This is a genomic window from Sphingomonas sanguinis NBRC 13937 (genome assembly GCF_001591005.1).
In the GTDB taxonomy this organism is placed as follows: Bacteria; Pseudomonadota; Alphaproteobacteria; order Sphingomonadales; family Sphingomonadaceae; genus Sphingomonas; species Sphingomonas sanguinis.
This window is the reverse complement of sequence record NZ_BCTY01000022.1, coordinates 1-24,077: the sequence shown is the minus strand read 5'-3', so window position 1 is coordinate 24,077 and position 24,077 is coordinate 1. Positions and strand designations below refer to the sequence as shown.

19 protein-coding genes are annotated in these 24,077 nt (G+C 66.1%); 15 read left to right on the top strand and 4 right to left on the bottom strand.

All coding sequences use genetic code 11. The features are described 5' to 3' along the window. Nucleotides 1-60: 60 nt before the first annotated feature. From SSA01S_RS10635 to SSA01S_RS10625, 3 genes are all read left to right on the top strand, one after another. Complete coding sequence (locus SSA01S_RS10635; protein ID WP_082795038.1) at nucleotides 61-2,301, top strand: alpha-galactosidase; 2,241 nt, start codon at nucleotides 61-63, stop codon at nucleotides 2,299-2,301. Nucleotides 2,302-2,318: 17 nt separating this feature from the next. Beyond that, entirely contained in the window at nucleotides 2,319-2,636 is a 318-nt protein-coding gene (locus tag SSA01S_RS10630; RefSeq protein WP_061780339.1) for a hypothetical protein, read from the top strand. Between the two features lie 74 nt (nucleotides 2,637-2,710). After that, on the top strand, nucleotides 2,711-4,576 hold the full coding sequence (locus SSA01S_RS10625) for an FUSC family protein (RefSeq protein WP_061780338.1): 1,866 nt from the start codon (nucleotides 2,711-2,713) through the stop codon (nucleotides 4,574-4,576). A gap of 19 nt (nucleotides 4,577-4,595) precedes the next feature. Here SSA01S_RS10625 and SSA01S_RS10620 read toward each other — a convergent pair whose 3' ends face one another. Beyond that, on the bottom strand, nucleotides 4,596-5,303 hold the full coding sequence (locus SSA01S_RS10620; protein ID WP_058716484.1) for a FadR/GntR family transcriptional regulator: 708 nt from the start codon (nucleotides 5,301-5,303) through the stop codon (nucleotides 4,596-4,598). Between the two features lie 215 nt (nucleotides 5,304-5,518). Here SSA01S_RS10620 and SSA01S_RS10615 point away from each other — a divergent pair, with 215 nt between their 5' ends. The 3 genes from SSA01S_RS10615 (at nucleotide 5,519) to SSA01S_RS10605 (ending at nucleotide 9,193) form a co-directional block, all read left to right on the top strand. Continuing rightward, nucleotides 5,519-7,483 carry a CocE/NonD family hydrolase gene (locus tag SSA01S_RS10615; protein WP_061780337.1) on the top strand — a complete coding sequence of 655 codons (1,965 nt, stop codon included), beginning with the start codon at nucleotides 5,519-5,521 and terminating at the stop codon, nucleotides 7,481-7,483. A gap of 146 nt (nucleotides 7,484-7,629) precedes the next feature. After that, nucleotides 7,630-8,763, top strand: coding sequence for a GAF domain-containing protein (locus tag SSA01S_RS10610; protein ID WP_061780336.1), 1,134 nt, complete (start codon nucleotides 7,630-7,632; stop codon nucleotides 8,761-8,763). Then, entirely contained in the window at nucleotides 8,726-9,193 is a 468-nt protein-coding gene (locus SSA01S_RS10605) for a response regulator (protein WP_082795037.1), read from the top strand. Before SSA01S_RS10610 ends, SSA01S_RS10605 begins: the two co-directional genes overlap by 38 nt. A gap of 82 nt (nucleotides 9,194-9,275) precedes the next feature. On the opposite strand, the gene SSA01S_RS10600 is transcribed toward SSA01S_RS10605, so the two are convergent. Continuing rightward, the gene (locus SSA01S_RS10600; protein ID WP_061780334.1) at nucleotides 9,276-9,713 is read right to left on the bottom strand and encodes a MarR family winged helix-turn-helix transcriptional regulator; all 438 of its coding nucleotides are present in this window, start codon (nucleotides 9,711-9,713) and stop codon (nucleotides 9,276-9,278) included. A 96-nt stretch (nucleotides 9,714-9,809) separates the two neighbouring features. Between SSA01S_RS10600 and SSA01S_RS10595 the strand changes: the two genes are divergently transcribed. From SSA01S_RS10595 to SSA01S_RS10585, 3 genes are read left to right on the top strand one after another with little or no spacing between them, the layout of a single operon-like run. Beyond that, the gene (locus SSA01S_RS10595) at nucleotides 9,810-11,006 is read left to right on the top strand and encodes an HlyD family secretion protein (RefSeq protein WP_061780333.1); all 1,197 of its coding nucleotides are present in this window, start codon (nucleotides 9,810-9,812) and stop codon (nucleotides 11,004-11,006) included. After that, the gene (locus SSA01S_RS10590; RefSeq protein WP_061780332.1) at nucleotides 11,003-12,589 is read left to right on the top strand and encodes an MDR family MFS transporter; all 1,587 of its coding nucleotides are present in this window, start codon (nucleotides 11,003-11,005) and stop codon (nucleotides 12,587-12,589) included. Before SSA01S_RS10595 ends, SSA01S_RS10590 begins: the two co-directional genes overlap by 4 nt. Before the next feature lie 8 nt (nucleotides 12,590-12,597). Further along, nucleotides 12,598-14,085 (top strand): efflux transporter outer membrane subunit, encoded by a 1,488-nt coding sequence (locus SSA01S_RS10585; protein WP_061780361.1) that lies wholly within the window; start codon nucleotides 12,598-12,600, stop codon nucleotides 14,083-14,085. Between the two features lie 110 nt (nucleotides 14,086-14,195). Here the strand turns inward: SSA01S_RS10585 and SSA01S_RS10580 are convergent, their stop codons facing one another. Continuing rightward, nucleotides 14,196-14,585 (bottom strand): MerR family transcriptional regulator, encoded by a 390-nt coding sequence (locus SSA01S_RS10580; protein ID WP_061780331.1) that lies wholly within the window; start codon nucleotides 14,583-14,585, stop codon nucleotides 14,196-14,198. A gap of 5 nt (nucleotides 14,586-14,590) precedes the next feature. Next, on the bottom strand, nucleotides 14,591-16,276 hold the full coding sequence (locus tag SSA01S_RS10575; RefSeq protein WP_061780330.1) for a long-chain-fatty-acid--CoA ligase: 1,686 nt from the start codon (nucleotides 16,274-16,276) through the stop codon (nucleotides 14,591-14,593). 157 nt (nucleotides 16,277-16,433) lie between these two features. Here SSA01S_RS10575 and SSA01S_RS10570 point away from each other — a divergent pair, with 157 nt between their 5' ends. The 6 genes from SSA01S_RS10570 to SSA01S_RS10545 all read left to right on the top strand — a co-directional run. Beyond that, on the top strand, nucleotides 16,434-17,570 hold the full coding sequence (locus SSA01S_RS10570; RefSeq protein ID WP_061780329.1) for a thiolase family protein: 1,137 nt from the start codon (nucleotides 16,434-16,436) through the stop codon (nucleotides 17,568-17,570). After that, nucleotides 17,570-19,897 (top strand): 3-hydroxyacyl-CoA dehydrogenase/enoyl-CoA hydratase family protein, encoded by a 2,328-nt coding sequence (locus SSA01S_RS10565; RefSeq protein ID WP_061780328.1) that lies wholly within the window; start codon nucleotides 17,570-17,572, stop codon nucleotides 19,895-19,897. Before SSA01S_RS10570 ends, SSA01S_RS10565 begins: the two co-directional genes overlap by 1 nt. 18 nt (nucleotides 19,898-19,915) lie before the next feature. Continuing rightward, nucleotides 19,916-21,712 carry an acyl-CoA dehydrogenase C-terminal domain-containing protein gene (locus tag SSA01S_RS10560; protein WP_061780327.1) on the top strand — a complete coding sequence of 599 codons (1,797 nt, stop codon included), beginning with the start codon at nucleotides 19,916-19,918 and terminating at the stop codon, nucleotides 21,710-21,712. A gap of 173 nt (nucleotides 21,713-21,885) precedes the next feature. Continuing rightward, nucleotides 21,886-22,299: a DUF2147 domain-containing protein gene (locus SSA01S_RS10555; RefSeq protein ID WP_061780326.1), complete on the top strand. Its 414-nt coding sequence runs from the start codon at nucleotides 21,886-21,888 to the stop codon at nucleotides 22,297-22,299. A gap of 40 nt (nucleotides 22,300-22,339) precedes the next feature. Then, nucleotides 22,340-23,665: an OmpP1/FadL family transporter gene (locus SSA01S_RS10550; RefSeq protein WP_061780360.1), complete on the top strand. Its 1,326-nt coding sequence runs from the start codon at nucleotides 22,340-22,342 to the stop codon at nucleotides 23,663-23,665. Nucleotides 23,666-23,679: 14 nt separating this feature from the next. After that, nucleotides 23,680-24,077 (top strand): electron transfer flavoprotein subunit beta/FixA family protein (locus tag SSA01S_RS10545; RefSeq protein WP_167348909.1); only part of this gene is annotated, 398 nt, incomplete at its 3' end.

Below are 24,077 nucleotides of genomic sequence, written 5' to 3'. Positions count from 1 at the left end.
CGCTTGCATCGCGTCGGTGCACTATGTCAGACTTAATGCAAAGGTTTGCAGGAGAGTCTGATGCGCTGGCGCAACGCGATATTGGCGGGGGGGGCGGTGGCCGCCCTCGCCACGCCGGTCATGGCGAAGGTGACGGCGCCCGCCGGGGCCAGGGTGTTTCGGCTCGATGGCGGCGGCGTCACCTATGCGATGGGCGTGGATGAGAAGGGCTATCTCCAGCCGCTCTATTGGGGATCGGCACTGGCGGAGGGCGATCCGCTGGTCTCCGGCGACCCGGTCAAGACGGGCGATCCCATCGTCCTGAAGGCGCCCGGCGAACTGTCCGGCTTCGACCCCGCCGGGTCGGTCACGCCGCAGGAATTTCCGGGGCAGGGTGAGGGGCTGGTCAGCGAGCCGGGCGTCAAGGCGCTGTTCGCCGATGGCAATCGCGATCTGGTCCTCAAATATCGCAGCCACCGGGCGAGCGGCGAGACGCTGACCATTGAGCTGGCCGATATTCGCCGCCCGCTGTTCGTCACCCTGACCTATACGATCGACCCCGAAACCGGCATCGTTGCGCGGTCGGCCAAAGTGCGTAACGGCGATGCGAAGCCGGTGCGCGTCGATCAACTGGCGGCGGCGGTCTTCTCGCTGCCGGTCGGGGATGGTTACCGGCTCCACTATCTGACCGGCCGCCACGCCGCCGAATGGACGCAAAAGGTCGTGCCAGTGGAGGCGGCGGAGACCGTGCTGGAAAGCCGTCGCGGATCGACCGGTCATGGCAACAATCCGTGGTTCGCGATCGGCCGCGAAGGGCTGACCAGTGAGGTGCACGGCCCGGTCTGGTATGGTGCGCTCGCTTGGTCGGGATCGTTCCGCATCAGCGTGGCGTCGGACAATCTGGGCCGGGTGCGGATCGCGGGCGGTTATAACCCTTACGACTTTTCCTGGACGCTGAAGCCGGGCGAGACGCTCGACACACCGGTCTTCTATGCGGGTTATTCGGGTGAGGGGCTGGGCGGCGCGTCGCGGACCTTCCACCAGTTCGAGGTTGCGCATATCCTGCCGCATGGGACCAAGGCGCGGCTGCGGCCGGTCCTTTATAACAGTTGGGAAGCCACCGCCTTCGACGTGACCGAGGCGGGGCAGATGGCGCTGGCGGAAAAGGCGGCGAAGATCGGCGTCGAGCGCTTCGTGGTCGATGACGGCTGGTTCGGTGCGCGCAACAGCGACAAAGCGGGCTTGGGCGACTGGACGGTCAACCCGACCAAGTTCCCGAACGGCCTGAAACCCCTGATCGACCGGGTGAAGGGGCTGGGCATGGACTTCGGCCTGTGGGTCGAGCCCGAGATGGTCAATGTCGACAGCGACCTGTACCGCGCGCATCCCGACTGGGTGCTGAACTTCCCCGGTCGCCCGCGTACCGAGGGGCGAAACCAGCTGGTCCTGAACCTCGCCCGCACGGACGTGCGCGACCACCTGCTGAGCGTGCTCGACAAGCTGGTCAGCGAAAACGACATCGCCTTTCTCAAATGGGACTATAACCGCAACTGGACCGAGGCGGGTTGGCCCGAACAGCCGGTCGCCGACCAGCAGCGCGTCTATGTCGATTATGTCCGGAACCTCTATTACATCCTGTCCGAACTGCGGCGGCGTCATCCGAAGCTGGAGATCGAGGCGTGTTCGGGGGGTGGCGGTCGCGTCGACTTGGGGATCATCGGGCTGACGGACGAGGTATGGCCGTCAGACAATACCGACCCCGCCGACCGTCTGACCATCCAGGACGGCTTTACCCGCGCCTATCCGGTCGCCGTCATGATGGCCTGGGTCACCGACAGCCCCAATTGGGCGAACACCCGCGTGACCAGCCTGGACTATCGTTTCCTGTCGTCGATGCAGGGTGGTCTGGGGATCGGTGCGAACCTCGACAAATGGGGCGATGCCGACTTCGCCACCGCGCGCAAATGGGTGGCGGCCTATAAGACGATCCGCGAGACGGTGCAGCGCGGCGCGCTCTATCGGCTGGAGTCGCCGACGGGCGACAATGCCACCGCGGCGACCATGTATGTCGGGCAGGATAAGAGGCAGGCGGTGCTGTTCCAGATGCTGCATTCCTCGATGTGGCGCGACAATCCTGCGGCCATCCATGCCCAGGGGCTGGACCCCGCGCGGGTCTATGCGGTCAGGATGCTCGACGGATCGGCGCGGCCTGCGGGCGTACCTGCCCAGGCGTCCGGCGCCTATTGGATGAACCGGGGGCTACGCGCGCCGCTGAAAGGCGATTATGTTGGGGCGGCGTTCGTCTTCGAGGCGACGAACTGAACGACGGGGGGCGGGATATGAAGGTTGCGGGATATGGCGTGGCGCTGGGCGTGCTTCTGGCCGGATGCGCTACCACGCCCAAAGAGAAACCGCTCCTCACCAACCGCGCGCTCGCCCGAGCGGCGGCGAAATGCCATGTGAAGTCGCTGGGCGTGCATTATTCGCGCACCGGCAAGCTGCCCTATGGCGACTATCTGATCCCGGCATCGGAAATCGATGCCGACGGACCCGACGCGCGCCCCAGCACGGCCTGTATGTTCGCTGCGCTGAAGGGGTATCGCCGGGATTATCTAGGTCAGGTCGAACACGAACCCGCCACCCGCCCCGCGCGATAGGGCACCATACCCTTGACGAGGGCGGCGACGGCGGATTTAGGATCGAGTTCGGGCCCCGGCTGGAAAAGCGGCGAATGGCGATCGGCAGGACGGTTGAGACGCGTGTGACCAAGCAAGCCGATGTCGAACGGCGTTCGGTTGATCGGCACGCGGTGATGCGCGCGATCCGGTGGCTGGGGCGGCGTCTGGAGCTGCGGTCGTTCAGTCTGCTGCCCGAGCATTGGAACCATGCGGAGGGGCTGCGCGCCGCGCTGGCCGTGGGGGTGCCGCTGGTCCTGGCGATTGCGACGGGGCAGAACCTATGGGGATGGGCGGTCTATGCCGCTTTCTGGACATGCCTGTGCGATGCACCGGGGCCGAACCGGCTGCGTCGTCGTCTGCTGGCCGTGTTCGTGGTCGGCGGTGCGCTGGTGGCGCTGGTGGGATCGTGGACGGCCTCGTTCGCGCCGCATGGCGTCATGGTGATCGGCCCGTTGCTGGTCTTCGTCGTGACCGCGCTGGCCGGGCGGTTGAAGTTCGGGGGGCTGGTCGGCACCCTGTCGGCGGTCGTCGCGGTCGTTGCGGTGGGCTTTCCGCATGACCTCGACCAGGCGCTGCTGCTGGCCGGCGCCTTTTTCGCCGGGGCGGCGTGGAGTTATCTGCTCATCACGTTCCTGTGGCGGATCGACGCCTTCGATCCGTTACGCCGCGCCAGCCGCGCGGTGAGCGCGCGGCTGCTCGACATGGCCGATGAGTTGGCCGCCCTGCGCGAGGCCGCGCACCGCGACGCGCAGTGGCATAGCGATCACGCCGAGCATCGCCGTGCCGTCCGCCTGGCGATCGAACGGTTTCGCGACGTCCTGATCCGCTATGACGGAGAGACGGTTTCCGAGCGGACGGCGCGGCGCGAACTGGCGGCGGCGGAGACGATGTTCGGCGCGCTGCTGGCGCTCGACCAGGCGTGTATCGATCGCTGGGGATCGGTCGAGGATCGATCGGCGGTGGCGGAGGCCTGTCGCGCGGCGGTAGCGAGCTGGTTGGTGTCTGGAGGGCAGGAGACGGCGGCGATGGCGGAGGCGCGGACCGTCCTGCAACGGCTTCGCGTGGATATGCCGCAACCGCTGTTCCGGGGATGTGCGGCGGCGTTCGGGAATGCGCTCGATATCCTGGCCGGTCGGCGCGAGCCGCCGGTCGTCGCGCTGTCCGAGGGCCTTTGGTCGCCCCGCGCGTCTTCGCTGGCGATGATCCAGCAGGGATTGCGCCAGGCCGGGGGGCTGGTCGCGGTCTATTATGCGGTGGCGGTGTTCGGGCTCGGTTATCCTTATTGGGCGGCGATGGCGGTGATCGTCGTGTTGCAGGGGGACGTGCGCGTCACCTGGTCGCGGGGGCTGGAGCGTATCTTGGGCAGCCTGCTGGGCGGGGCCATGGCGCTGGCGTTCCCGCTGTTGGGCGGCGGACCGGTCGTGCCTGCGGTGGGGGCGGTGGCGCTGGCGGCGCTCACCATGGCGCTGCGATCGGTCAATTACACCATCTTCGTCATGTTCCTGACGATGCTGTTCGTGCTCGTGACAGACATGCTCCACCCCGGCCTTGGCATCGCATCGGCGCGGATCGTCGACAATGTGGCGGGCAGTGTCGCGGCGTTGTTGGCGGTCTTTGCCTTTCGCCCCGATTTCGGTCCGCCCTTGCCCAAGCGGATCGAGGCGGGGATCGCGGCCCACCGCCGTTACGGCGAGGCGGTGGAAACCGGACAGCCGATCGCCGTCATCGAAGCCGCGCGCCGTGCCGCCGGACGCGCCAGCGTGGATGCGGAGATCGCCTCGCACGACCTGGGCGGCTGGCTGCACCGCCTGACCCACCGCCGCGCCGATTTCGCGGGGTTGCAGGAGATGCGCCACCTGGCCGGTCGCGCCGCCATGACGTGGCACGGCAAATTGGGCGAGGGGCGTTCGGCCGCTTAGGTCCGATCGGCCACCGGGATCACCGCGCCAGCGCGCGCTCGGTGTCTTCGCGGGCCTGGTCGACCAGCACGATCGTCGCGGCACGTGCGGCGGCGGCGTCCGAGTCCGCGATGGCGGCGAACAGCTGGCGATGCTCGGGCATGGAGTCGCGGGGCAGCTTGGTGCTGCGATGCTTGTAGAGCGTGGTCCAGTGGACCGCCGCGCCGATACTGCCCGACAGGCTGACCAGCAACTCGTTGCCCGTCGCCTCCAGGATGATGTTGTGGAACAGCTGGTCGGCGGCGCGGCCCTGTTCGGTGTGCAGGCCATGGTCGGCCATCGCCTCCAGCGCGGCCCCCATGCGCGACAGCTGGCGCGTGTCGCGCTTGACGGCGGCCAGCTCGGCGGCGGCGGGCTCGACGATCAGGCGCAACTGGAACAGGCTCTGGACGAAACCGGCGGGCGGCTCCCCCTCGAACATCCAGGCCAGCAGTTCGGGGTCGAGCAGGTTCCATTCATGCCGCTCGCGCACCCGCGTGCCTGCCTTGGGCTTGCTGACCACCAGCCCCTTGGCCGACAGCATCCGAAGCGCCTCGCGCACGACCGAACGGGACAGGCCGCGCTGTTCGGCGATGTCGACCTCGCCCGGCAGGGTCGAGCCGGTGGGTATCCGTCCGGTCACGATGGCGACACCGATGTCCCGCGCCAAAGCGCTATGAGCGGGTCCGCGTCGCTGCAAGGTCGTCACTCGGTGGGTTCCTCCCCGATGGCCGGGGCGGGTGCCCCATCCTGTTTGTCAGACCTTTCTATGGACGCTCGCGCCGAAAGGAAAGTGTAGCGATATCCGGGCGGCCCGCTTGCACCCATAATGATACCATGTATCATGGGCAATCCGCCAGTTGCCCTGGGCCCGATGTCGCGGCACCATGGCGTATCAACCGGTCCAAGAGGGGGTCCGTTTTCATGAACGTCCGTAACCTGATGCTTGCGGTGAGCACGCTCGCCATTATGACACCGGCCACCGCGCAGCAGGCGCCGACCGCGAGCGAGCCGGTCAAGGTGGTCACCGATTCCACGGTCAGCGACATTCCCGCCAAATTCACGCCGCCGACCAATGTGGCCGAGCGCGACTATGTGAAGCGCGAGGTGATGATCCCGATGCGCGATGGGGTGAAGCTGTACACCGTCATCGTCGCACCCAAGGGCGCGGTGAACGCGCCGATCGTACTGACGCGCACGCCCTATAACGCCGCCGGTCGTGCCAAGCGGTCGGACAGCACCAAGATGATCGAGGCATTGCCGCTGGCGGATGAGGAGTTCGTGAAGGCGGGCTATATCCGCGTCTATCAGGACATTCGCGGCAAATACGGATCGGAGGGCGAATATGTCGTGACGCGTCCGGTCATCGGACCGCTGAACGCGACCAAGGTCGACCACACGACTGACGCCTATGACACGATCGACTGGCTGGTGAACAAGGCCAATGTGCCGGAATCCAACGGCCGGGTCGGCATGATCGGCTCCTCCTATGAGGGCTTTACCGTCGTCATGGCGCTGCTCCACCCGCATCCCGCGCTGAAGGTCGCCGCGCCCGAAAGCCCGATGATCGACGGCTGGATGGGCGACGACTGGTTCCATTACGGCGCGTTCCGCCTCGCCAATATCGGCTGGATCGGCGCGCAGACCGGCTACAAGGGCGAGGGCAAGGCGCCGTCGAGCGGCGGCTATGATGATTACGAGAATTTCCGTTACGGCTCGGCAAACGACTGGGCGAAGAAGTCGGGTTACGACCAGCTGCCGTTCTGGCAACGGATCGTCCAGCATCCCTCCTATGATTTCTATTGGCAGGGCCAGGCGCTCGACAAGTTGCTGGCGGCCAACCCCTCCAACGTGCCGACCATCTGGGAACAGGGTCTGTGGGACCAGGAGGACATGTACGGCGCGATCACCTCCTGGGAGGCGCTGAAGGCCAAGGGCAAGCTGGGCAACAATTTCCTGGTGATGGGTCCGTGGCGGCACAGCCAGATCAACCGCACGGGCACGAATCTCGGCCCGTTCCAGTGGAATGGCGACACCGCCAAGCAGTTCCGCGAGGACATGGTCCTGCCGCTGTTCAACCAGTATCTGAAGGACGGCCCCGCCGCCAACCTGCCCAGCGCCGCCATCTACAATACCGGCGAGAACCATTGGGACAAGCTGACCCAGTGGCCGCTGGCCTGCCAGACCGGCTGCGCGACGCCGCTGACCCCGCTTTATCTCGCCGATGACAAGGGGTTGAGCTTCGACAAGCCAGCGGCGGGGGCGGACGCCTATGTTTCCGATCCCGCCAACCCGGTCCCGCATCTGTCGCGGCCCGTGAATTTCGATGATGGCCGCTGGGGCGACTGGCTGGTCAGCGACCAGCGTCATGCCGATGGCCGCACCGATGTCGTGACCTATACGACGCCGGTCCTGACCAAGGCGGTGCGCGTATCGGGTGCGCCGATCGCCGACCTGTTCGCGCGCACGACCGGCACCGATGGCGATTTCGTGGTGAAGATCATCGACGTCCTGCCGCCCGAAAATGCGATCGATCCCAAGATGGGCGGATACGAGCTGCCGATCAGCCTCGACATCTTCCGGGGCCGCTATCGCAACAGTTTCGCCAACCCCACCGCGATCCCGGCGGGCAAGGTGCAGGAATATAAGTTCCGCCTGCCGACCGTGAACCATGTGTTCCAGCCGGGGCACCGGATCATGATCCAGGTCCAGTCCAGCCTGTTCCCGCTCTACGACCGCAATCCGCAGACCTTCGTGCCCAATATCTTCACGGCCAAGGCCAGCGATTACAAGAAGGCGACGATCACGCTGGAGCGGGGCGGTGCCAACGCCAGCCGTGTCTGGTTGCCGGTGGTGCCGGTCGACCAGTCGGCGGTGATCGCCCGCTAAACCCTTTGGCGGGAGGGGTTTTTCCCTCCCGCCATCGGCATGGTGCGGTTCGCCGCATCGGCGGCCAGAGGCCCTTGGTCCGATAAACCGGTCTCGTTATTCTGCGACCCGTGGCTCCCCCTTCCTCCCCAATTTCGACTTCTGTCGTGCCGGTAAGCGCCGACGGTGCGGTGGCGGCCGTCGATCCTGCCGATGCGCGGCGCTATCTGTCGCTGGTGACCGCCGCGACCGAGCGGTTGATGGCGGCCGACGATCCGGCCGCGATGATCGATTCGCTGTTCGCGTTGATCCGTGACGAGCTGCGCCTCGACGTGTTCTTCCACTTCCGACGCGACGGGGATGTCGTGCGGCTCGATACGTCCGGCGGCCTGACCCGCGCGCAGCGACAGGCGATGACGATGCTGGACGTCGACACGTCGATCAGCGGCCTGGTCATGCGTGAGCGGCGGCCGCTGCACCTGACCGATATCCAGCAGGTGGACGAGTCGCTGACTGATTTCGTGCGTACGTTGGGCGTGCAGGTCTATCTTTGTATGCCGCTAATGCATGGCGAGGAATTGCTGGGCACGCTGGGTTTCGGGCGACGCACGGCGCGCGCCTTTGGCGAGGAGGAGCAGCGGCTCCTGTCGCTGCTGTGCCATTATGCGGCACTGGCCCAGCACCGGCTGCGCATCGAGGAGGCGCTGCGCCACGGGCTCGACACGCAGGCGCGGTTGCTGGCCGAGTTGAACCACCGGGTCCGCAACGCCCTTCAGATTGCGATCGGCCTGGTCTCCCATGAGGGGCGACAAGCCGCCGATCCCGACACGCGCTCGGCCTTGCGCCGCGCGGCGGAGCGGTTGCAGGTGCTGGCGAGTGCGCATCGCCCGCTCTATGCCACCGCCGATCCCGGCCTGGTCGATCTGCCCGCGCTGTTCGGCGACGTCATCGCCCAGGTGCGGAGCGAGGGGCCGGACGCGCGCATTGCGGCGGACGGCCCGGTCGCGGTGCCGGTCGAACGCGCGGTCGCTGCCGCGTTGCTTCTCGACGCGATGATGGCACAGCCCGTGGGGACGCCCGCCATCACTTTTGCGGCTGTCATGCAGGGCGGGAACGAAATGCTGCGCATCACGTTTCAGGGCGTCGGATGGGGACGGATCGCGGGTCTGGTCGAGCAGGATCGACTGGTGGCGCGGCTTTGCCATCAAATGCGTGCGACCGTGACGAACGAGGATGACGGGTGCCTGATCTTGGTCATGCCGCATGATGGCGGCGAACACGGGCACCGCCACGACGTGTGACGCCGATACCGCTGCCGACGATGCGCTCAACCTGCTGATTATCGAGGATGAGGCGCTGGTCGCCATGCTGGTCGAGGATGCGTTGACGCTTCACGGCCACCGGGTGATCGGCATCGCTGACACCGTCGCCGCGGCGATGAGCCTGGCGGAGGCGGATCGGCCCGATCTGGCGCTGTGCGATGTGAAGCTGGCGGACGGCGACAGCGGTCTTACTGCCGCGCAGTTGCTGGCGGAGCGCGGCATTCCCTGCATTTTCCTCAGCGGCAATTGTCCCGAGCGCGGCGGCCATCCGCTGGTCATCGGCTGCATCGCCAAGCCGTTTCGCGCCGGAACGCTGGGAGCGGCGGTTCGGGCCGCTTATCGCGTCGCGCAAGGCGACCGACCGGCCGACCCGCCGGCGGCGCTGAAATTCTATCGCGAGGGATGCTGAGCGGGACGGACTATCCCGTCAATTTCCGAAGGGCAGGGCAGCGATGGGGGCGGGGTTGGACGACGGACGACGATCACCCGCCCTAGGCTTCCGCCGCCGGTTCCTCGATCGCCTGTTCCATCTTGTCGAGAATCCGGGCGAACTGCGCGATTTCTGCATCGGTCAGCAGCCCGAAGGCCTGAGAGATCAGCGAGCGACGGAGTGGCTCGGTCTGGCGGAGCACATGTTCGCCATGTTCCGTAATGTCCAGCCGCTTGGCCCGCCGGTCCGCGGGGTCGGGCACCCGCACGACCAGCCCGTCGCGCTCCATCGTGTCGACCGCCTGGGTTACCGTGCGGGGGGCGAGATTGAACCATTCTGCTACATCGGCGGCGCGCACCGGCGCATTGTTGGCGATGAAATGCAGCATCTTGGTCCGCGCCAGCGACGCGCCTTGGGCCGCCATCTGCCGGTCGAGCAGCCGATGGAAGCGCAGATAAATCTGACTGTAGCGGAGGGCCAGTGTTTGGAGATCATGCATAATATGAGGTAGCTCAATAAATGGTCTTGCCTTATTGTGCAAGTGCGAGCAAATGCACCATCGAGTTCTATTGATTCCATCGACAGGGAGGCCGGGATGGCCGACGCACACCAAGTGAATGAGGGGCAGGACGAGGGCACGCACGACGCCGCCGAGGCGGAGGACAGCACCCCCGTCTCGCCAGGCAAGAAGCGGCGCATTCGGATCATCCTGCTGGTCGTGGCGGCCGTTGCGATCGTCGGCGGCGTCTTCTGGTACGCGAACTACAAGAGCGTCGGCCAGTATATGCAGGCGACCAACGACGCCTTCATCCAGGCGGATGCGGTGACCGTCGCGCCCAAGGTTTCGGGTTATGTCGACAAGGTGTTCGTGGCTGAAAACCAGAACGTCCAGGCGGGCCAGCCGCTGCTCCAGATCGATACCCGCGATTACCGCGCGCAGACCGCGCAGATCCAGGCGCAGATCGGCGTCGCCCGCGCCAATGCCGAGGGCGTGCAGGCGCAGATCAAGGAACAGCAGGCCGCGATCGACCGCTCCGAGGCCGATCTTCGCGCTGCGCAGAGTGACGCCGCCTTCGCCCAGGCCGAGGTTGCGCGCTACACGCCGCTTGCCGCATCGGGGGCGGAAAGCCGCGAACGCCTGTCCCAGCTGCAGAATCAGGCGCGTCAGGCCAATGCTAAGGTCGCCGCGGCCAATGCCGCGCTGTCCGCGTCGCGTCGCCGGATCGGCACGCTGAACGCGCAGGTCGATCAGGCCCGGTCGCAGGGCCAGGCGGCCAAGGCGCAGCTGGATGCCGCCGAAGTCAATCTGGGTTCGACCACGATCCGCGCGTCGATCGCGGGCCGCGTCGGCAACAAGACGGTGCGCGTCGGCCAGTTCCTGCAGGCGGGCACCCGCACCATGTCGATCGTGCCGGTCAACCAGCTGTACATCAACGCGAACTTCAAGGAAACGCAGCTGGGCCTGATGCGCCCTGGCCAGCCCGTGAAGATCGAGGTCGATGCGCTGCCGGGTGTCGAGATCAAGGGCCATGTCGAGAGCGTGGCGCCGGGGACCGGTGCGCAATTCTCGCTGCTGCCGCCGCAGAACGCGACCGGCAACTTCACCAAGATCGTGCAGCGCGTACCCGTCCGCATCGCGGTCGACGCCGATGCGCAGACCCGCGCGCTGATGGTGCCTGGCATGTCGGTCGACGTGACGGTCGATACCCGCTCGGCCAAGGGCGCGCTCAAGCGCATCGCCGAGCAGCAGGACCTGCATAACGAAGCGCGGCAGGGGGCGCAGGGCCGGTGAGCGCCGCCGCCGCCCCCGCTCGGGGCAATAAGGGCGCAGCGCCCGCCCAGGGGGGCGGCGCACCGGCCAAGGCCGACCTGACCGCCTGGCTCGCGGTCGCGGCGGGCAGCATCGGTGCGCTCATGGCGACGCTCGACATCTCGATCGTCAACTCCGCGCTGCCGACCATCCAGGGTGAGATCGGCGCCAGCGGGACGGAGGGGACGTGGATCGCGACCTCCTATCTGGTCGCCGAGATCATCATCATTCCGCTGTCGGCATGGCTGGAGCGGTTGCTGGGCCTACGCACCTTCCTGCTGATCGCCTCGATCCTGTTCACTGGTTTCTCGGTGGTCTGCGGCCTGTCGACCAACCTGACGATGATGATCATCGGGCGTGCGGGCCAGGGCATCACCGGCGGCGCACTGATTCCGACCGCATTGACCATTATCGCGACCCGGTTGCCGCGCGAGCAGCAACCGATCGGCACTGCGTTCTTCGGCGTCACCGCCATTCTGGGCCCCGTGATGGGGCCGCTGATCGGCGGCTGGCTGACCGAGAATATCAGCTGGCACTATGCCTTCTTCCTGAACCTGCCCGTCGGCGCGGTGCTCGTCACGCTATTGCTGGTCGGCCTGCCGCACCAGAAGCCGCATCTGTCGGAACTGATGAAGGCCGACTGGCTGGGCATTGCCGGGCTGGCGCTGGGCCTGGGCGGCCTGACCGTCGTGCTGGAAGAAGGTCAGCGCGAGCAGTGGTTCGAGTCGCGCGAGATCATCGAGCTGACCATCCTGTCGATCTTCGGCTTCGGCCTGTTGTTCGCGGGCCAGTTCGTTGCGTCGCGTCCGGTTATCCGCTTGAAACTGTTGCTGGATCGTCAGTTCGGCAGCGTGGTCATCATGGGCATCGTGCTGGGCATGGTGCTCTACGGCACCTCCTATGTGATCCCGCAATTCCTGGCCTCGATCGCCGGATACAACGCGTTCCAGGCGGGCAAGGTCGTGCTGCTCAGCGGCATTCCCAGCCTGATCATGATGCCCTTCACCCCGATCCTCATCAAGAAGGTCGATATCCGCATCGCGGTTGGCCTGGGGCTGGGCATCATGGCGTTGAGTGCCGGGATCGACACGGTGTTGACCGCGGACTCCACCGGCGGCTCGTTCACCGACTCGCAGCTGCTGCGCGGCGTCGGCACGATCCTGGGCATGTTGTTCCTGAACCAGGCGGCGATCTCGTCCGTCCCGCCGTCGCAGGCGGGCGATGCGGCCGGGCTGTTCAGTGCGGCGCGCAACCTGGGCGGCTCGTTCGCCCTGGCCGGGATCGCGACCGTACAGGATCAGCGTAGCTTCCTGCACGAACGTCGTCTGGAGGAAACGCTGACCGCCAATTCGGGGTCGACCCAGGGCTGGGTCGACGCGCTGACCCAGCAATTCGGCAGCAGCGACGCGGCGCTTCGCATGATCGGCAATACGATCAAGCAACAGGCGCTGGTCATGACCTATAACGACCTGTTCTTCATCCTGTGCGTCGGCATCATCGCGGTGATGCCGCTTGTCCTGTTCCTCCGCCCGCTGCCCAAGGGCGGCCCCGTGGCGATGCATTGAGAACCATGATGCGCAAGCAGCTTTCCCTGATCCCGCTTCTCCTGCTGGGGGCCTGCACCGTCGGGCCGAACTATGCGGGCCCGCCCAAGGCGATCGGTTCGGCCGCAACCCCGCCCGCCGGGTTCGTGCGCGCCGACGCCACGCTGGCGACGACCGCCCCCGCCGTCGCCGACTGGTGGACGACGCTGAACGATCCCGTTCTCACCTGGCTGGAAGAGCGCGCGCTCGAGTCCAACCCGAACGTCGCAGTGGCGCAGGCGCGGCTGAAGCAGGCGCGCTCGGCGCTGCGGCTGGAGCGCGCCAACCAGGCGCCGAACGCCAATGCCAGCGCCACCTATCTCCACGCCGATCTGCCCGCGCTCAATCTGGGCGGCGGCAGTGAGCAGGGCGGCGGGCAGGGCGGTGCCAATGGCGGTGCGTCGGGCGGGTCCGGCGGCGGCACCAATGTCGACTTCTTCAACCTAGGCTTCGACGCGAGCTGGGAGATCGACCTGTTCGGCGGCCGTCGCCGCACCGTCGAGGCCGCGCGCGCCAGTGCCGAGGCGGCGGAGGCCAATGTCGCCGACGCACAGGTTTCGCTCAGCGCCGATGTCGCCCAGGCCTATATAGGGCTCCGCGACGCGCAACAGCGGCTGATCTTGGCGCGTGACGCCTCGCGGATGCAGCGTGACACGCTGAACCTGACGCTCCAGCGGTTCAACAACGGCACCGCCTCGCAGCTCGAGGTGGAGCGGCTGCGCAATCAGGTGGAAAGCACCGATGCGCAGATCCTGCCGTTGTCTTCCTCGGTCGAGACCTATCTGAATGCGCTTGCCATCCTGATCGGGGAAGCTCCGGGCACGCTCGACCAGCGGTTGAGCCAGCCGGGGCAGGTGCCGTTGCCGCCCGCGCAGGTGGCGGTCGGCGATCCTACCGCACTCCTGCAGCGTCGGCCGGATATCCGCGCGGCCGAGCGCAATCTGGCGGCGCAGACCGCCAAGATCGGGGTTGCGGAGGCGGCCAAGTTTCCGCGCCTCAACCTGATGGGGATCATCGGCATCGGCGGCACCTCGCTCGATGCGCTGACCGACCTCGACAATCTGGTGACGCTGGGCGCGCCGATGCTGCAGTGGAATGTGCTGAATTTTGGCCGCGCCAATGCTCGGGTCGGCCAGGCCGAGGGCGCGCGCGACGAGGCGGAGGCGCGGTATCGCGGTGCGGTTCTGTCGGCGCTGCGCGATGCGGAGGATTCGCTGTCGCGTTTCCGGGCGCGGCGGAACACGGTCGCTACGCTGGCGCGGGCCAAGGCGTCGGCGGATCGCTCGGCGGTGCTGATGCAGCAGCGTTATCGCGCGGGCGCGGCGACGTTGATCGATACGCTGGATGCCGAACGGCAGCGGGTCGCGGCTCAGCAGTCGCTGTCGCAGGCGGTGGCCGGGCTGACCAACGATTATGTAGCGCTGCAAAAGGCGCTCGGCCTGGGCTGGCGCGTGCCGACGGCAATTCCTCCCCTGTAAGGGGAGGTGGCAGTCCGCAGGACTGACGGAGGGGTGTCACCATCAGCGGGGACACCCCTCCACCAGCTTCGCTGGTCCCGCTCCCCTTGCAGGGGAGGAATAGGAAGCGGTCAGGCCCCGGCCTTCGCGATACGCTCCCGCGCTTCGCGTTCGATGGTCTCCAACTCCGCGACGGTCTGGACCAGTGCGGTCATCTGCTGGCGCAGTTCGTCGACGCGTTCGCGGCATCGCTCGGCCAGCACGCGCATCTGTTCGACATGCTGCGGGTCGGCATCGTACAGCCGCAGGAATTCCTCGATCTCGCGCAGGGAAAAGCCCAGCCGCTTGCCGCGCAGGATCAGCTGCATCCGCCCCGTCTCGCGTTTGGAATAGACCCGCGCGGTGCCAACCCGGCGCGGTTCGATCAGCCCGCGATCCTCGTAAAAGCGCAGCGTGCGCGTGGTTACGCCCAGGCTGTTCGCGACATCCTGGATGCCGCGAAGCTCCTCATTGTCTCCCACTATCTCTATTCCCCCACCGGCTGCGTCGCCGCCGCCGCCTTCGCCAATTCTTCCTCGACCAGTTCCTTTTTCGACAATTTGCCGATCAGGGTCTTGGGCAGGCTTTCGCGGATTTCGACCTCGCGGGGAAGTTCGATCTTGCTGACCTTGTCCTGAAGGAACACACGCAGTTCCTCCGGTGTGGCATGATGATCCGCGGCCAGCTTGACGAAGGCCTTGGGTGACTGGCCGCGATAGGCGTCGGGGATGCCGATGACGACGGCCTCGGCGACTGCCGGATGCTCGTACAGCGCCTCCTCGATCATACGCGGATAGACGTTATAACCGCCGCACAGGATCACGTCCTTGATCCGGTCGACGATGAACAGATAGCCGTCCTCGTCCAGATAACCGACATCGCCGGTGCGCAGCGCTCCATGAATGAAGACCTGCTCGGTCTCGGCCGGCTTGTGCCAATAGCCGGACATGACCTGGGGGCCGCGTGCGCAGATTTCGCCGACCTCGCCCGGCGGCATCAGCCGGTCGGGATTGTCGCGGTCGCGGATTTCGATGATCGTGCCGGGGAAGGGCTGGCCCGCCGAGCCGCCCTTATTCTCGCCGATGATCGGATTGCAGGTGATGATCGGCGACGCCTCTGACAGGCCATAGCCCTCGACCAGCTTGCCACCGGTTGTGTTCTCGAAGGCGATACGCACCTCGGCGGGCAGGGGGGCCCCGCCCGAGATGCAGGCCTTGATCGCCGACAGGTCGACCTTGCGCGCTTCCGCCACGCCCGCGATCGCGTTGTAGATGGTGGGGACGGCGGGGAAATAGGTCGGCTGGCTGCGCGCGATGGTCTTGAGCACCTGCTCCAGCTCGAACCGGGGAAGCAGGATCATCTCCGCGCCGACCCGGATCGCGAAGCTGAGCACGGTGGTCAGCGCGAAGACGTGGAAGAGGGGAAGGACGCCCAATATGCGTTCCTGGCCGATCATCTCCTCGCCGCCGGTATGGATGACCATGGCATCGGCATTGGCGATTAGGTTCCAGTGCGACAGCATCGCCGCCTTGGGGCTACCCGTCGTGCCGCCAGTATATTGCAGCACGGCCACATCATCGGGCTTGGCCGCGACCGGGGTCAGGCCGCGTCCGCCCTTCATCATTTGCGCAAAGGTCAGGTGGCGCGGGGCGGGGCCGGGGGCGGCGATCATCGACCGCTTGAACAGGCGATAGGCAAAGCCCTTCACGCTGGGCAGCGCATCGGCGACGGGGCAGGAAATGACGTGGCGGACCGACAGCTTCTCGGCCGCCTTGCTGACCCGGGCGTAGATGTCGGGGATGTCGCAGGTCGCGATGATCTCCGCGCCCGAATCCTCCAGCAGGTGGCACAGCTCGCGGTCGACATAGAGCGGGTTGACGTTGACGACGATGCCCCCGGCCTTGAGCGTCGCGAAGTAGAGGACGGGGTAATAGATGATGTTGGGCAGGCACAGCGCTACGCGCGTACCGGGCTTGACGCCCAGTGCCTGGAGCCCCGCCGCCGCCTTGTCGACCATCGCGCCCAGTTCGTCGTACCGCGTGATTCGACCCATGAAATCAATCGCCGGGCGGTGGCCGTACCGCCGTACCGTGGTCTCGAACATATCGGTCAGCAGTCGGGGGTGCGCCTCCAGCGGGCGACCCGTCGCCTGACCCGGTACGTCCTTTGTCATGGCTTCCCCGATAGCTCCGGTCGTCATCGCGTCGCTCTCCTGTATCTTTTTTCGACCATACCCTGTTGTCGATTGCGGTCGAGTTTCTTATGGTGTTTACGTATAGGGTAGGTAACGCACCTTAACGTTAGGCCGCAAGCCATAAAGAGAGGATTGGATGACCAACATCGTGATCGCAGGCTATGCCCGCTCTCCCTTCACCCAGGCTGGCAAGGGCGCGCTCGCACGGGTTCGTCCCGATGATCTGACCGCGCAGGTGATTCGCGGCCTGATCGAACGGACCGGCGTCGATGCCTCGGAAATCGAAGACATCATCCTGGGCTGCGCTTTCCCGGAGGGCGAGCAGGGGATGAACGTCGCGCGGCTGATCGGCCTGCTGGCGGACCTGCCGCTGTCGGTCGGCGGCATGACGGTGAACCGCTTCTGCGGATCGTCCATGTCGGCCATCCATATCGCGATGGGCCAAATCCAGATCGGTGCGGGCGAGGCGTTCATCTGCGCCGGTATCGAGTCGATGAGCCGCGTGCCGATGGGCGGTTATAACCCGCTGCCCAATCCCGAACTCGCCGCGGCGCGTCCCGGGGCCTATATGGGCATGGGCCAGACCGCCGAGAACGTCGCGACCAAGTACCAGATCACCCGCGCCGAGCAGGAAAAGTTCGCGGTCGCCAGCCAAAAGAAGGCCGCCGAGGCGCGTTCGGCCGGTCGTCTGGCCGACGAAATCGTGCCGATCCACACCAAGGCGGGCGACGTCACGGAGGACGGCCTGATCCGTGCCGACACGACCGAGGAAGTGCTGGCGGGCCTGAAGCCTGCCTTCGACAAGGAAGGCACGGTGACCGCGGGCACCGCTTCGCCGCTGACCGATGGCGCGGCCGCGGTGCTGGTCACCTCGGAAGAGTTCGCCAATCGCCACGGCCTGAAGATCCTCGCCCGCATCAAGGCGGTCGGCATTTCGGGCTGTGAGCCCGAGACGATGGGTCTCGGCCCGATCGGTTCGTCGAAGAAGGCACTGGAGCGCGCGGGTATCTCGGCTGGCGATCTCGACGTGGTCGAGATTAACGAAGCCTTTGCCAGCCAGGCGATCGCCTGCATCCGCGACCTCGGCCTGAAGGACGAGACGATCAACAAGGACGGCGGCGCGATTGCCATCGGCCATCCGCTGGGCGCGACCGGTGCGCGCATCGTCGGCAAGGCGGCGGCGCTGCTGGCGCGTGACGGCGGTCAGTACGCACTCGCCACCCAGTGCATCGGCGGCGGGCAGGGCATCGCGACTGTGCTGGAGCGTGCATGATGGCTGACACGATCAACAAGGTTTGCGTGATCGGCGCAGGGGTGATGGGGGCTGGCATTGCGGCGCAGGTCGCCAATGCCGGTGTGCCCGTCCTGCTGCTCGACATTGTGCCCAAGGACGGCGGCGACCGTGACGCGGTGGCCAAGGGGGCCGTCGCCAAGATGCTCAAGACCGAGCCCGCCCCCTTCATGTCGCCTGCCGCCGCCAAGCTGGTGGAAACCGGCAACATCGAGGATCACCTCGATAAGGTCGCCGAATGCGACTGGATCGTCGAGGCGGTGGTCGAGCGGCTGGACATCAAGCAGGCGCTTTACGCCAAGCTGGAGACGCTGAAGCGTCCCGGTACGGCGGTGTCGTCCAACACCTCGACCATCCCGCTCGGCCATCTGGTCGAGGGGCGGTCGGAGCAGTTCAAAAACGACTTCCTCATCACCCATTTCTTCAACCCGCCGCGCTATATGCGGCTGATCGAGATCGTCACCTCGGAGCACACCGATGCCGGTGTCGCCGCCAAGGTCGAGCAGTTCATCGATCACCGTATGGGCAAGCGGATCGTCCGCGCCAAGGATACGCCGGGCTTCATCGCCAACCGCATCGGCACCTATTGGCTGGCGGTCGCGATTAACGCGGCGATGGACCAAGGCCTGACCGTCGAGGAGGCCGACCAGATCGGCGGCCGCCCGATGGGTGTGCCCAAGACCGGCATTTTCGGGCTGATCGATCTGGTCGGCATCGACTTGATGCCGTTGCTCGCCAAGTCGCTGTCCTCGACCCTGCCGGAAGGCGACGCCTATTTCGACACGATCCGGCCCCTCCCGCTGGTCGACAAAATGATCGCGGACGGCTTTACCGGCCGCAAGGGGAAGGGCGGTTTCTACCGCCTCGACCGCAAGCCCGACGGCACCAAGGCCAAGCAGGCGATCGATCTGAAGACCGGCGAGTATCGCGCGGAAAAGAAGCCCGAGCGGCTTCCGGGCCGTGCCGAAAAGGACCTGGCCGCGCTGGTCGCGACACCGGGCAAGGTCGGCGACTATGCCTGGGCGATCCTGGGCCCGGTGCTGTCCTATGCCGCCGGGCTGGTCGGCGAAGCGGCGGATGATATCGTCGCGATCGATGACGCGATGAAGCTGGGCTATAACTGGAAGTTCGGCCCGTTCGAGCTGATCGACCGCATGGGTCCGGGCAAGCTGGCCGAGCGGCTGCGTGCCGAGGGCAAGCCGGTCCCGGCGCTGCTGGAGACGGCGGGCGACCGCCCCTTCTACCGCGTGGTCGATGGCAAGCGTCAGTATCTGACGCTCGGGGGCGACTATGCCGATGTCGTCCGCGCCGAGGGCGTGCTGCTGCTGGAGGACATCAAGCTGCGCTCCGAGCCGCTGCTCAAGAACGGTTCGGCATCGGCCTGGGACGTCGGCGACGGCGTCGTGGCGTTCGAGTTCACCGGCAAGATGAACGCGCTCGATGAGCAGGTGCTGTCGCTCCTTCAAAAGACCATCGCGCTGGTGAAGAGCCAGTATAAGGCGCTGGTCATCTATAATGAGGGCAGCAACTTCTCGGCCGGGGCCAATCTGGGCCTCGCCATGTTCGCGGTGAACATCGCGGCCTGGGGTGAGGTCGACAAGCTGGTCGTCGCAGGACAGCAGGCGTACAAGGCGCTGAAATATGCGCCCTTCCCGGTGGTCGCAGCCCCTGCGGGCATGGCGCTGGGCGGCGGATGCGAGATCCTGCTCCACGCCGATGCCATCCAGGCCCATGCCGAAAGCTATATCGGGCTGGTCGAAACCGGCGTCGGTCTGGTCCCCGGCTGGGGCGGAAACGGCGAACTGATCGATCGTCTTGCCAAGTCGCCCAAGATGCCCAAGGGGCCGATGCCCGCCGCGATGAAGGCGTTCGAGACGATCTCGACCGCGCAGGTGTCGCGCTCGGCGGCTTTGGCCAAGGACTTGGGCTATCTCCGCAAGGACGACGGCATCACCATGAATCGCGACCGGCTGCTCGCCGATGCCAAGCAGAAGGCGCTGTCGCTGGTCGAGGGCTATCAGCCGCCCGAAAAGCCGGTCTTCCGCCTGCCGGGTGCGGCCGGACGCGTCGCGTTCAACGGCGCTGTCGCCGACTTCGCCAAGAAGGGTGTCGCCACGCCGTACGACGTCGTGGTCGCGGGTCGTCTGGCGAACATCGTCACCGGCGGCGAGGCCGACATCATCGACGAGGTGAGCGAGGACCAGCTGCTCAAGCTGGAACGCGCCGCCTTCATGGAAAGCGTCAAGGATGCGCGGACCCAGGCGCGGGTCGAGCATATGCTCGAAACCGGCAAGCCGCTGCGCAACTGATCGGGAGAGGATATTCCCATGCAAGTCTATAACGCACCGCTGCGCGACATGCGTTTCGTCCTCCATGAGTTGTTCAAGGAGGATGAGTTCGGCCCCGTCGCGGGGCAGGACGAATTCGGTCCCGAGCTGTACGACGCCATCCTGGAAGAGGCGGCGCGCGTCACGCAGGAAGTCCTGCTGCCACTCAACGCCACCGGCGACATCGAAGGGTGCAAGCTGGAAAACGGCATCGTCCGTACGCCTGCCGGTTTCAAGGAAGCCTATAGCCAGTTCTGCGAAGGCGGCTGGGCCGCGCTCGCCTCACCGGTCGAATATGGCGGGCAGGGGCTGCCCGAGGCGGTGAACAAGCTGGTCGAGGAAATGATCTGCGCGACCAACCTGTCGTTCAGCCTCTATCCCGGCCTGACCCATGGTGCCACCACCGCATTGATGGGCCATGGCTCGGAAGACCTGAAGAGCTTCTACCTGCCCAAGATGATCTCGGGCGAATGGTCGGGCACCATGTGCCTGACCGAAGCGCATTGCGGCACCGATCTGGGCCTGCTGCGCACCCGCGCCGAGCCGCAGGAGGATGGCTCCTATCTGCTGACCGGGGGCAAGATCTTCATCTCGGCGGGCGACCATGACCTGACCGATAACGTCATCCATCTGGTGCTGGCCCGCACGCCCGATGCGCCCAAGGGGGTGAAGGGGATCAGCCTGTTCCTGGTGCCGAAGTACCTTCCCAAGGATGACGGCTCGGTCGGCCCGGCCAATGGCGTCAGCGTCGCCGCGATCGAGCACAAGATGGGCCTGAAGGCGTCGGCCACCTGCCAGCTGGAGTTCAACGACTCCAAGGGCTGGGTCGTGGGCGAGCTGAACAAGGGGCTCGCCGCCATGTTCACCATGATGAATACCGAACGTGTGTCGGTGGGCATCCAGGGCCTGGGCGTCAACGAGATCGCGTACCAGTCGGCGGTCGCCTATGCGAAGGACCGCTTGCAGGGCCGGGCGCTGGGCGGGGCCGCGCGTCCCGACCTGCCCGCCGATCCGATCATCGTCCACCCGGACGTGCGGCGGATGCTGATGACGATGCGCGCCTATGCGGAAGGGTGTCGTGCGCTGGGCCAATGGGCGGCGCGCGGTCTGGATGCCGAAGCCCATGCGATCGACCCGGCGGACCAGTCGCGCGCGTCTGACTTCGTGGCGCTGATGACCCCGGTCGTGAAGGCGCTGTTCACCGATCTCGCCTTCGATGCGGCGAACATGGCGGTGCAGGTCCATGGCGGTCACGGCTATATCCGCGACCACGGCATCGAGCAGTTCGTCCGCGACGCCCGCATCGCCCAGATTTACGAGGGCACCAACGGCGTCCAGGCGCTCGACCTCGTCGGTCGCAAGATGCCCGCGCATATGGGCCGCTATATGCGTCCCTTCTTCCACGCGGTGTCCGAACAGGTCGAGGCGTTGGTGAAGCATGACGACAAGGCCATCACCGGCTGGGCAGCGGGGATGCAGCAGGCATTCGGCGCGCTCCAGCTCAGCACCGGTATGATCGCGCAAAAGGGCATGAAGGACCCCGAGGAAGCGGGGGCCGCCGCAACCGACTATCTGCGTTTGCTGGGCCTGGTCGGCATCGGGCATTGCTTCCTGAAGTCGGCCCGGATCGCCACCGAGCGCTTGGCCGAGGGCACCGACGAGGCGGGTTTTTACAAGGCCAAGCTCGCCACCGCCGGGTTCTTCTTTGACCGTATCCTGCCGCAGGCGACGGCGGCGTTCCTGGCGATCAAGTCGGGCAAGCGTTCGACCATGGCGCTGGAGCTGGAAGCATTTTGAAATGAAGCGATGCCGGTTGCGCTTGATTGCGCGCCACCGGCATCGTACGCATGACGTGTCGTTGCCCTATGCGTCATACGATGAACGTATAGGGTAATTCAGGCCAAGAAACGGGGCGACCGGCCATAACCGGCGTTCCCGCCCGGATGACGGGCATGGAGAGGAGAAGAGGCATGATGTTGACCCTGATGGCCATGGCCCTTGCCGGAGCGGGCGCGGCGCCGAATGCGGACACGGTGGTTGGCCGCTGGCAGACCCAGACGCGCGGCGGCGTGGTCGAAATCCAGAAGTGCGGAACCTCGGTCTGCGGCCGCATCCTGAGCTCGGAAAAGCTGCGCACCAACCCCGCGCTGACCGATCAGAACAACCGCGATCCCAAGCTGCGCAATCGTCCGCTCAAGAACCTGCTGATCCTGCAGGGCTTTTCGGTCGATGGCGCGGCGTGGAATGGTGGCACCATCTACAATGCCGAGGACGGCAAGACCTATAGCGCCAAGCTGACGCCCGAGGGGCCGGACACGCTGAAGGTGCGCGGCTGCGTCTTCGTTCCGCTCTGCAAGACGCAGACCTGGACCCGTGTCCGCTGATCCTTTGCCCAATCACGAGAAAATTCCGGGGAGTATGCTCATGACCAAGTCCTTCAAGGCGCCGCTGCTCGCGACTGCCATCGTCTCGTCCTCCTTCGCGTTCGCCGGGGCCGCCTATGGCCAGGCCTTTTATCTTCAGGAACAGTCGACTCGCGGACAGGGCCGCGCCTTTTCGGGTGAGGGGGCCGATACCGGTGCGTCGTCGCTGTGGTGGAACCCCGCCTCGATCGCGGGCATGGAGCGCGGCGAGGCCGTGATCGGCGCCTCGGCGATCATCCCCAAGGGCGATGTCGTCGACAATGGCACGTTGATCCGTCGTCCGACCCTGCCGGGGCAGCCGGTGCAGACTTTCCAGCCGGTCGGCGGCAATCGCGTGTCTAGCGATCCGATCAATCGCGGTGTCGTGCCGTCGGGCGCGGTCGCTATTCCGCTGAACGACCGGGTCGCGGTCGGCCTAGCGGTCACCTCGCCCTACAGCTTCACGACCGAGTACGACGCGAACAGCTGGGCCCGGTACAGCGCGCTCAAGACCGAGCTTCGCACGATCGACATCCAGCCTTCGGTCGGCATCGCGGTGCTCGATTGGCTTCGCGTCGGTGGCGCACTGAACGTCGAGTACACCAAGGCCGAACTCGGCAACGCGCTGCCCAATCTCTCCTCGGCGCTGCCCGATGGTTTCCAGCGGCTGAAGGGCGATGGCTGGGACCTGGGATGGAGTGCGGGTGTTCAGCTGCACAATGACTGGGCGACCGTCGGCATCAGCTACAAGTCGCGGATCAAGCACAATCTGAAGGGCAGCCTGGAAGTTGGGGGGCTTCTGGGGCAGATCCTCTCGCCGCAGAACCGGACGGTCGACGGCGCGACGGCGACCTTCTACACGCCTGCGCAGATCATCGTCGCGGGTCGCTTCCGCGCCACCGACAAGCTGACCCTGAACGCACAGGCGGTGCGCTTCACCTGGGCCGATTTCGACGCGATCCGCCTGGGTGCGCCGATCAACCAGGCGATCCCGGAGAATTACAAGAACAGCTTCTCGCTGGCCGGTGGTTTCGATTACGCGGCCACGGATCGTCTGACCCTGCGCGCCGGTGCGCAGCGCGGTATTACGCCGACCCAGAACGGCAATCGCGATGCGCGCGTGCCGGATGCCAATCGCTGGAATTATTCGATCGGCGGCTCGTACAAGGTGACCCCGCGCTTCACCTTGGATGCGGCGGGCAGCTATATCGACTTCGCCAATGCCAGCATCGACCGCCGCACCGCGGCCTATGCGGGCACCGCGGTGCAGACGCCGATCCTGACCAACGGCCAGGTGCAGAATGCGCGTGCGTTTGTGGCGTCGATCGGCGGCCGCTTCAGCTTCTGATTGAGAGAGCCATCATGAAGATCGTCGTGCCCGTGAAACGGGTGTTGGATTATAACGTGAAGCCGCGCGTGAAGGCGGACGGGACGGGCGTCGATCTGGCGAACGTGAAGATGAGTATGAACCCGTTCGACGAGATCGCGGTGGAAGAGGCGATCCGGCTGAAGGAGAAGGGGGCGGCGACCGAAGTGGTCGTCGTCTCGATCGGCGAGCCGAAAGCGGCGGACACGCTGCGCACCGCGCTGGCCATGGGCGCGGACCGGGCGGTGCTGATCACCGCTGACCAGCCGGTGGAGCCGCTCGGCGTCGCCAAGCTGCTCGCCAAGGTGGTCGAGGAGGAGCAGCCGGGCCTCGTGATTCTGGGCAAGCAGGCGATTGACGGCGACAACAACCAGACTGGCCAGATGCTGGCGGG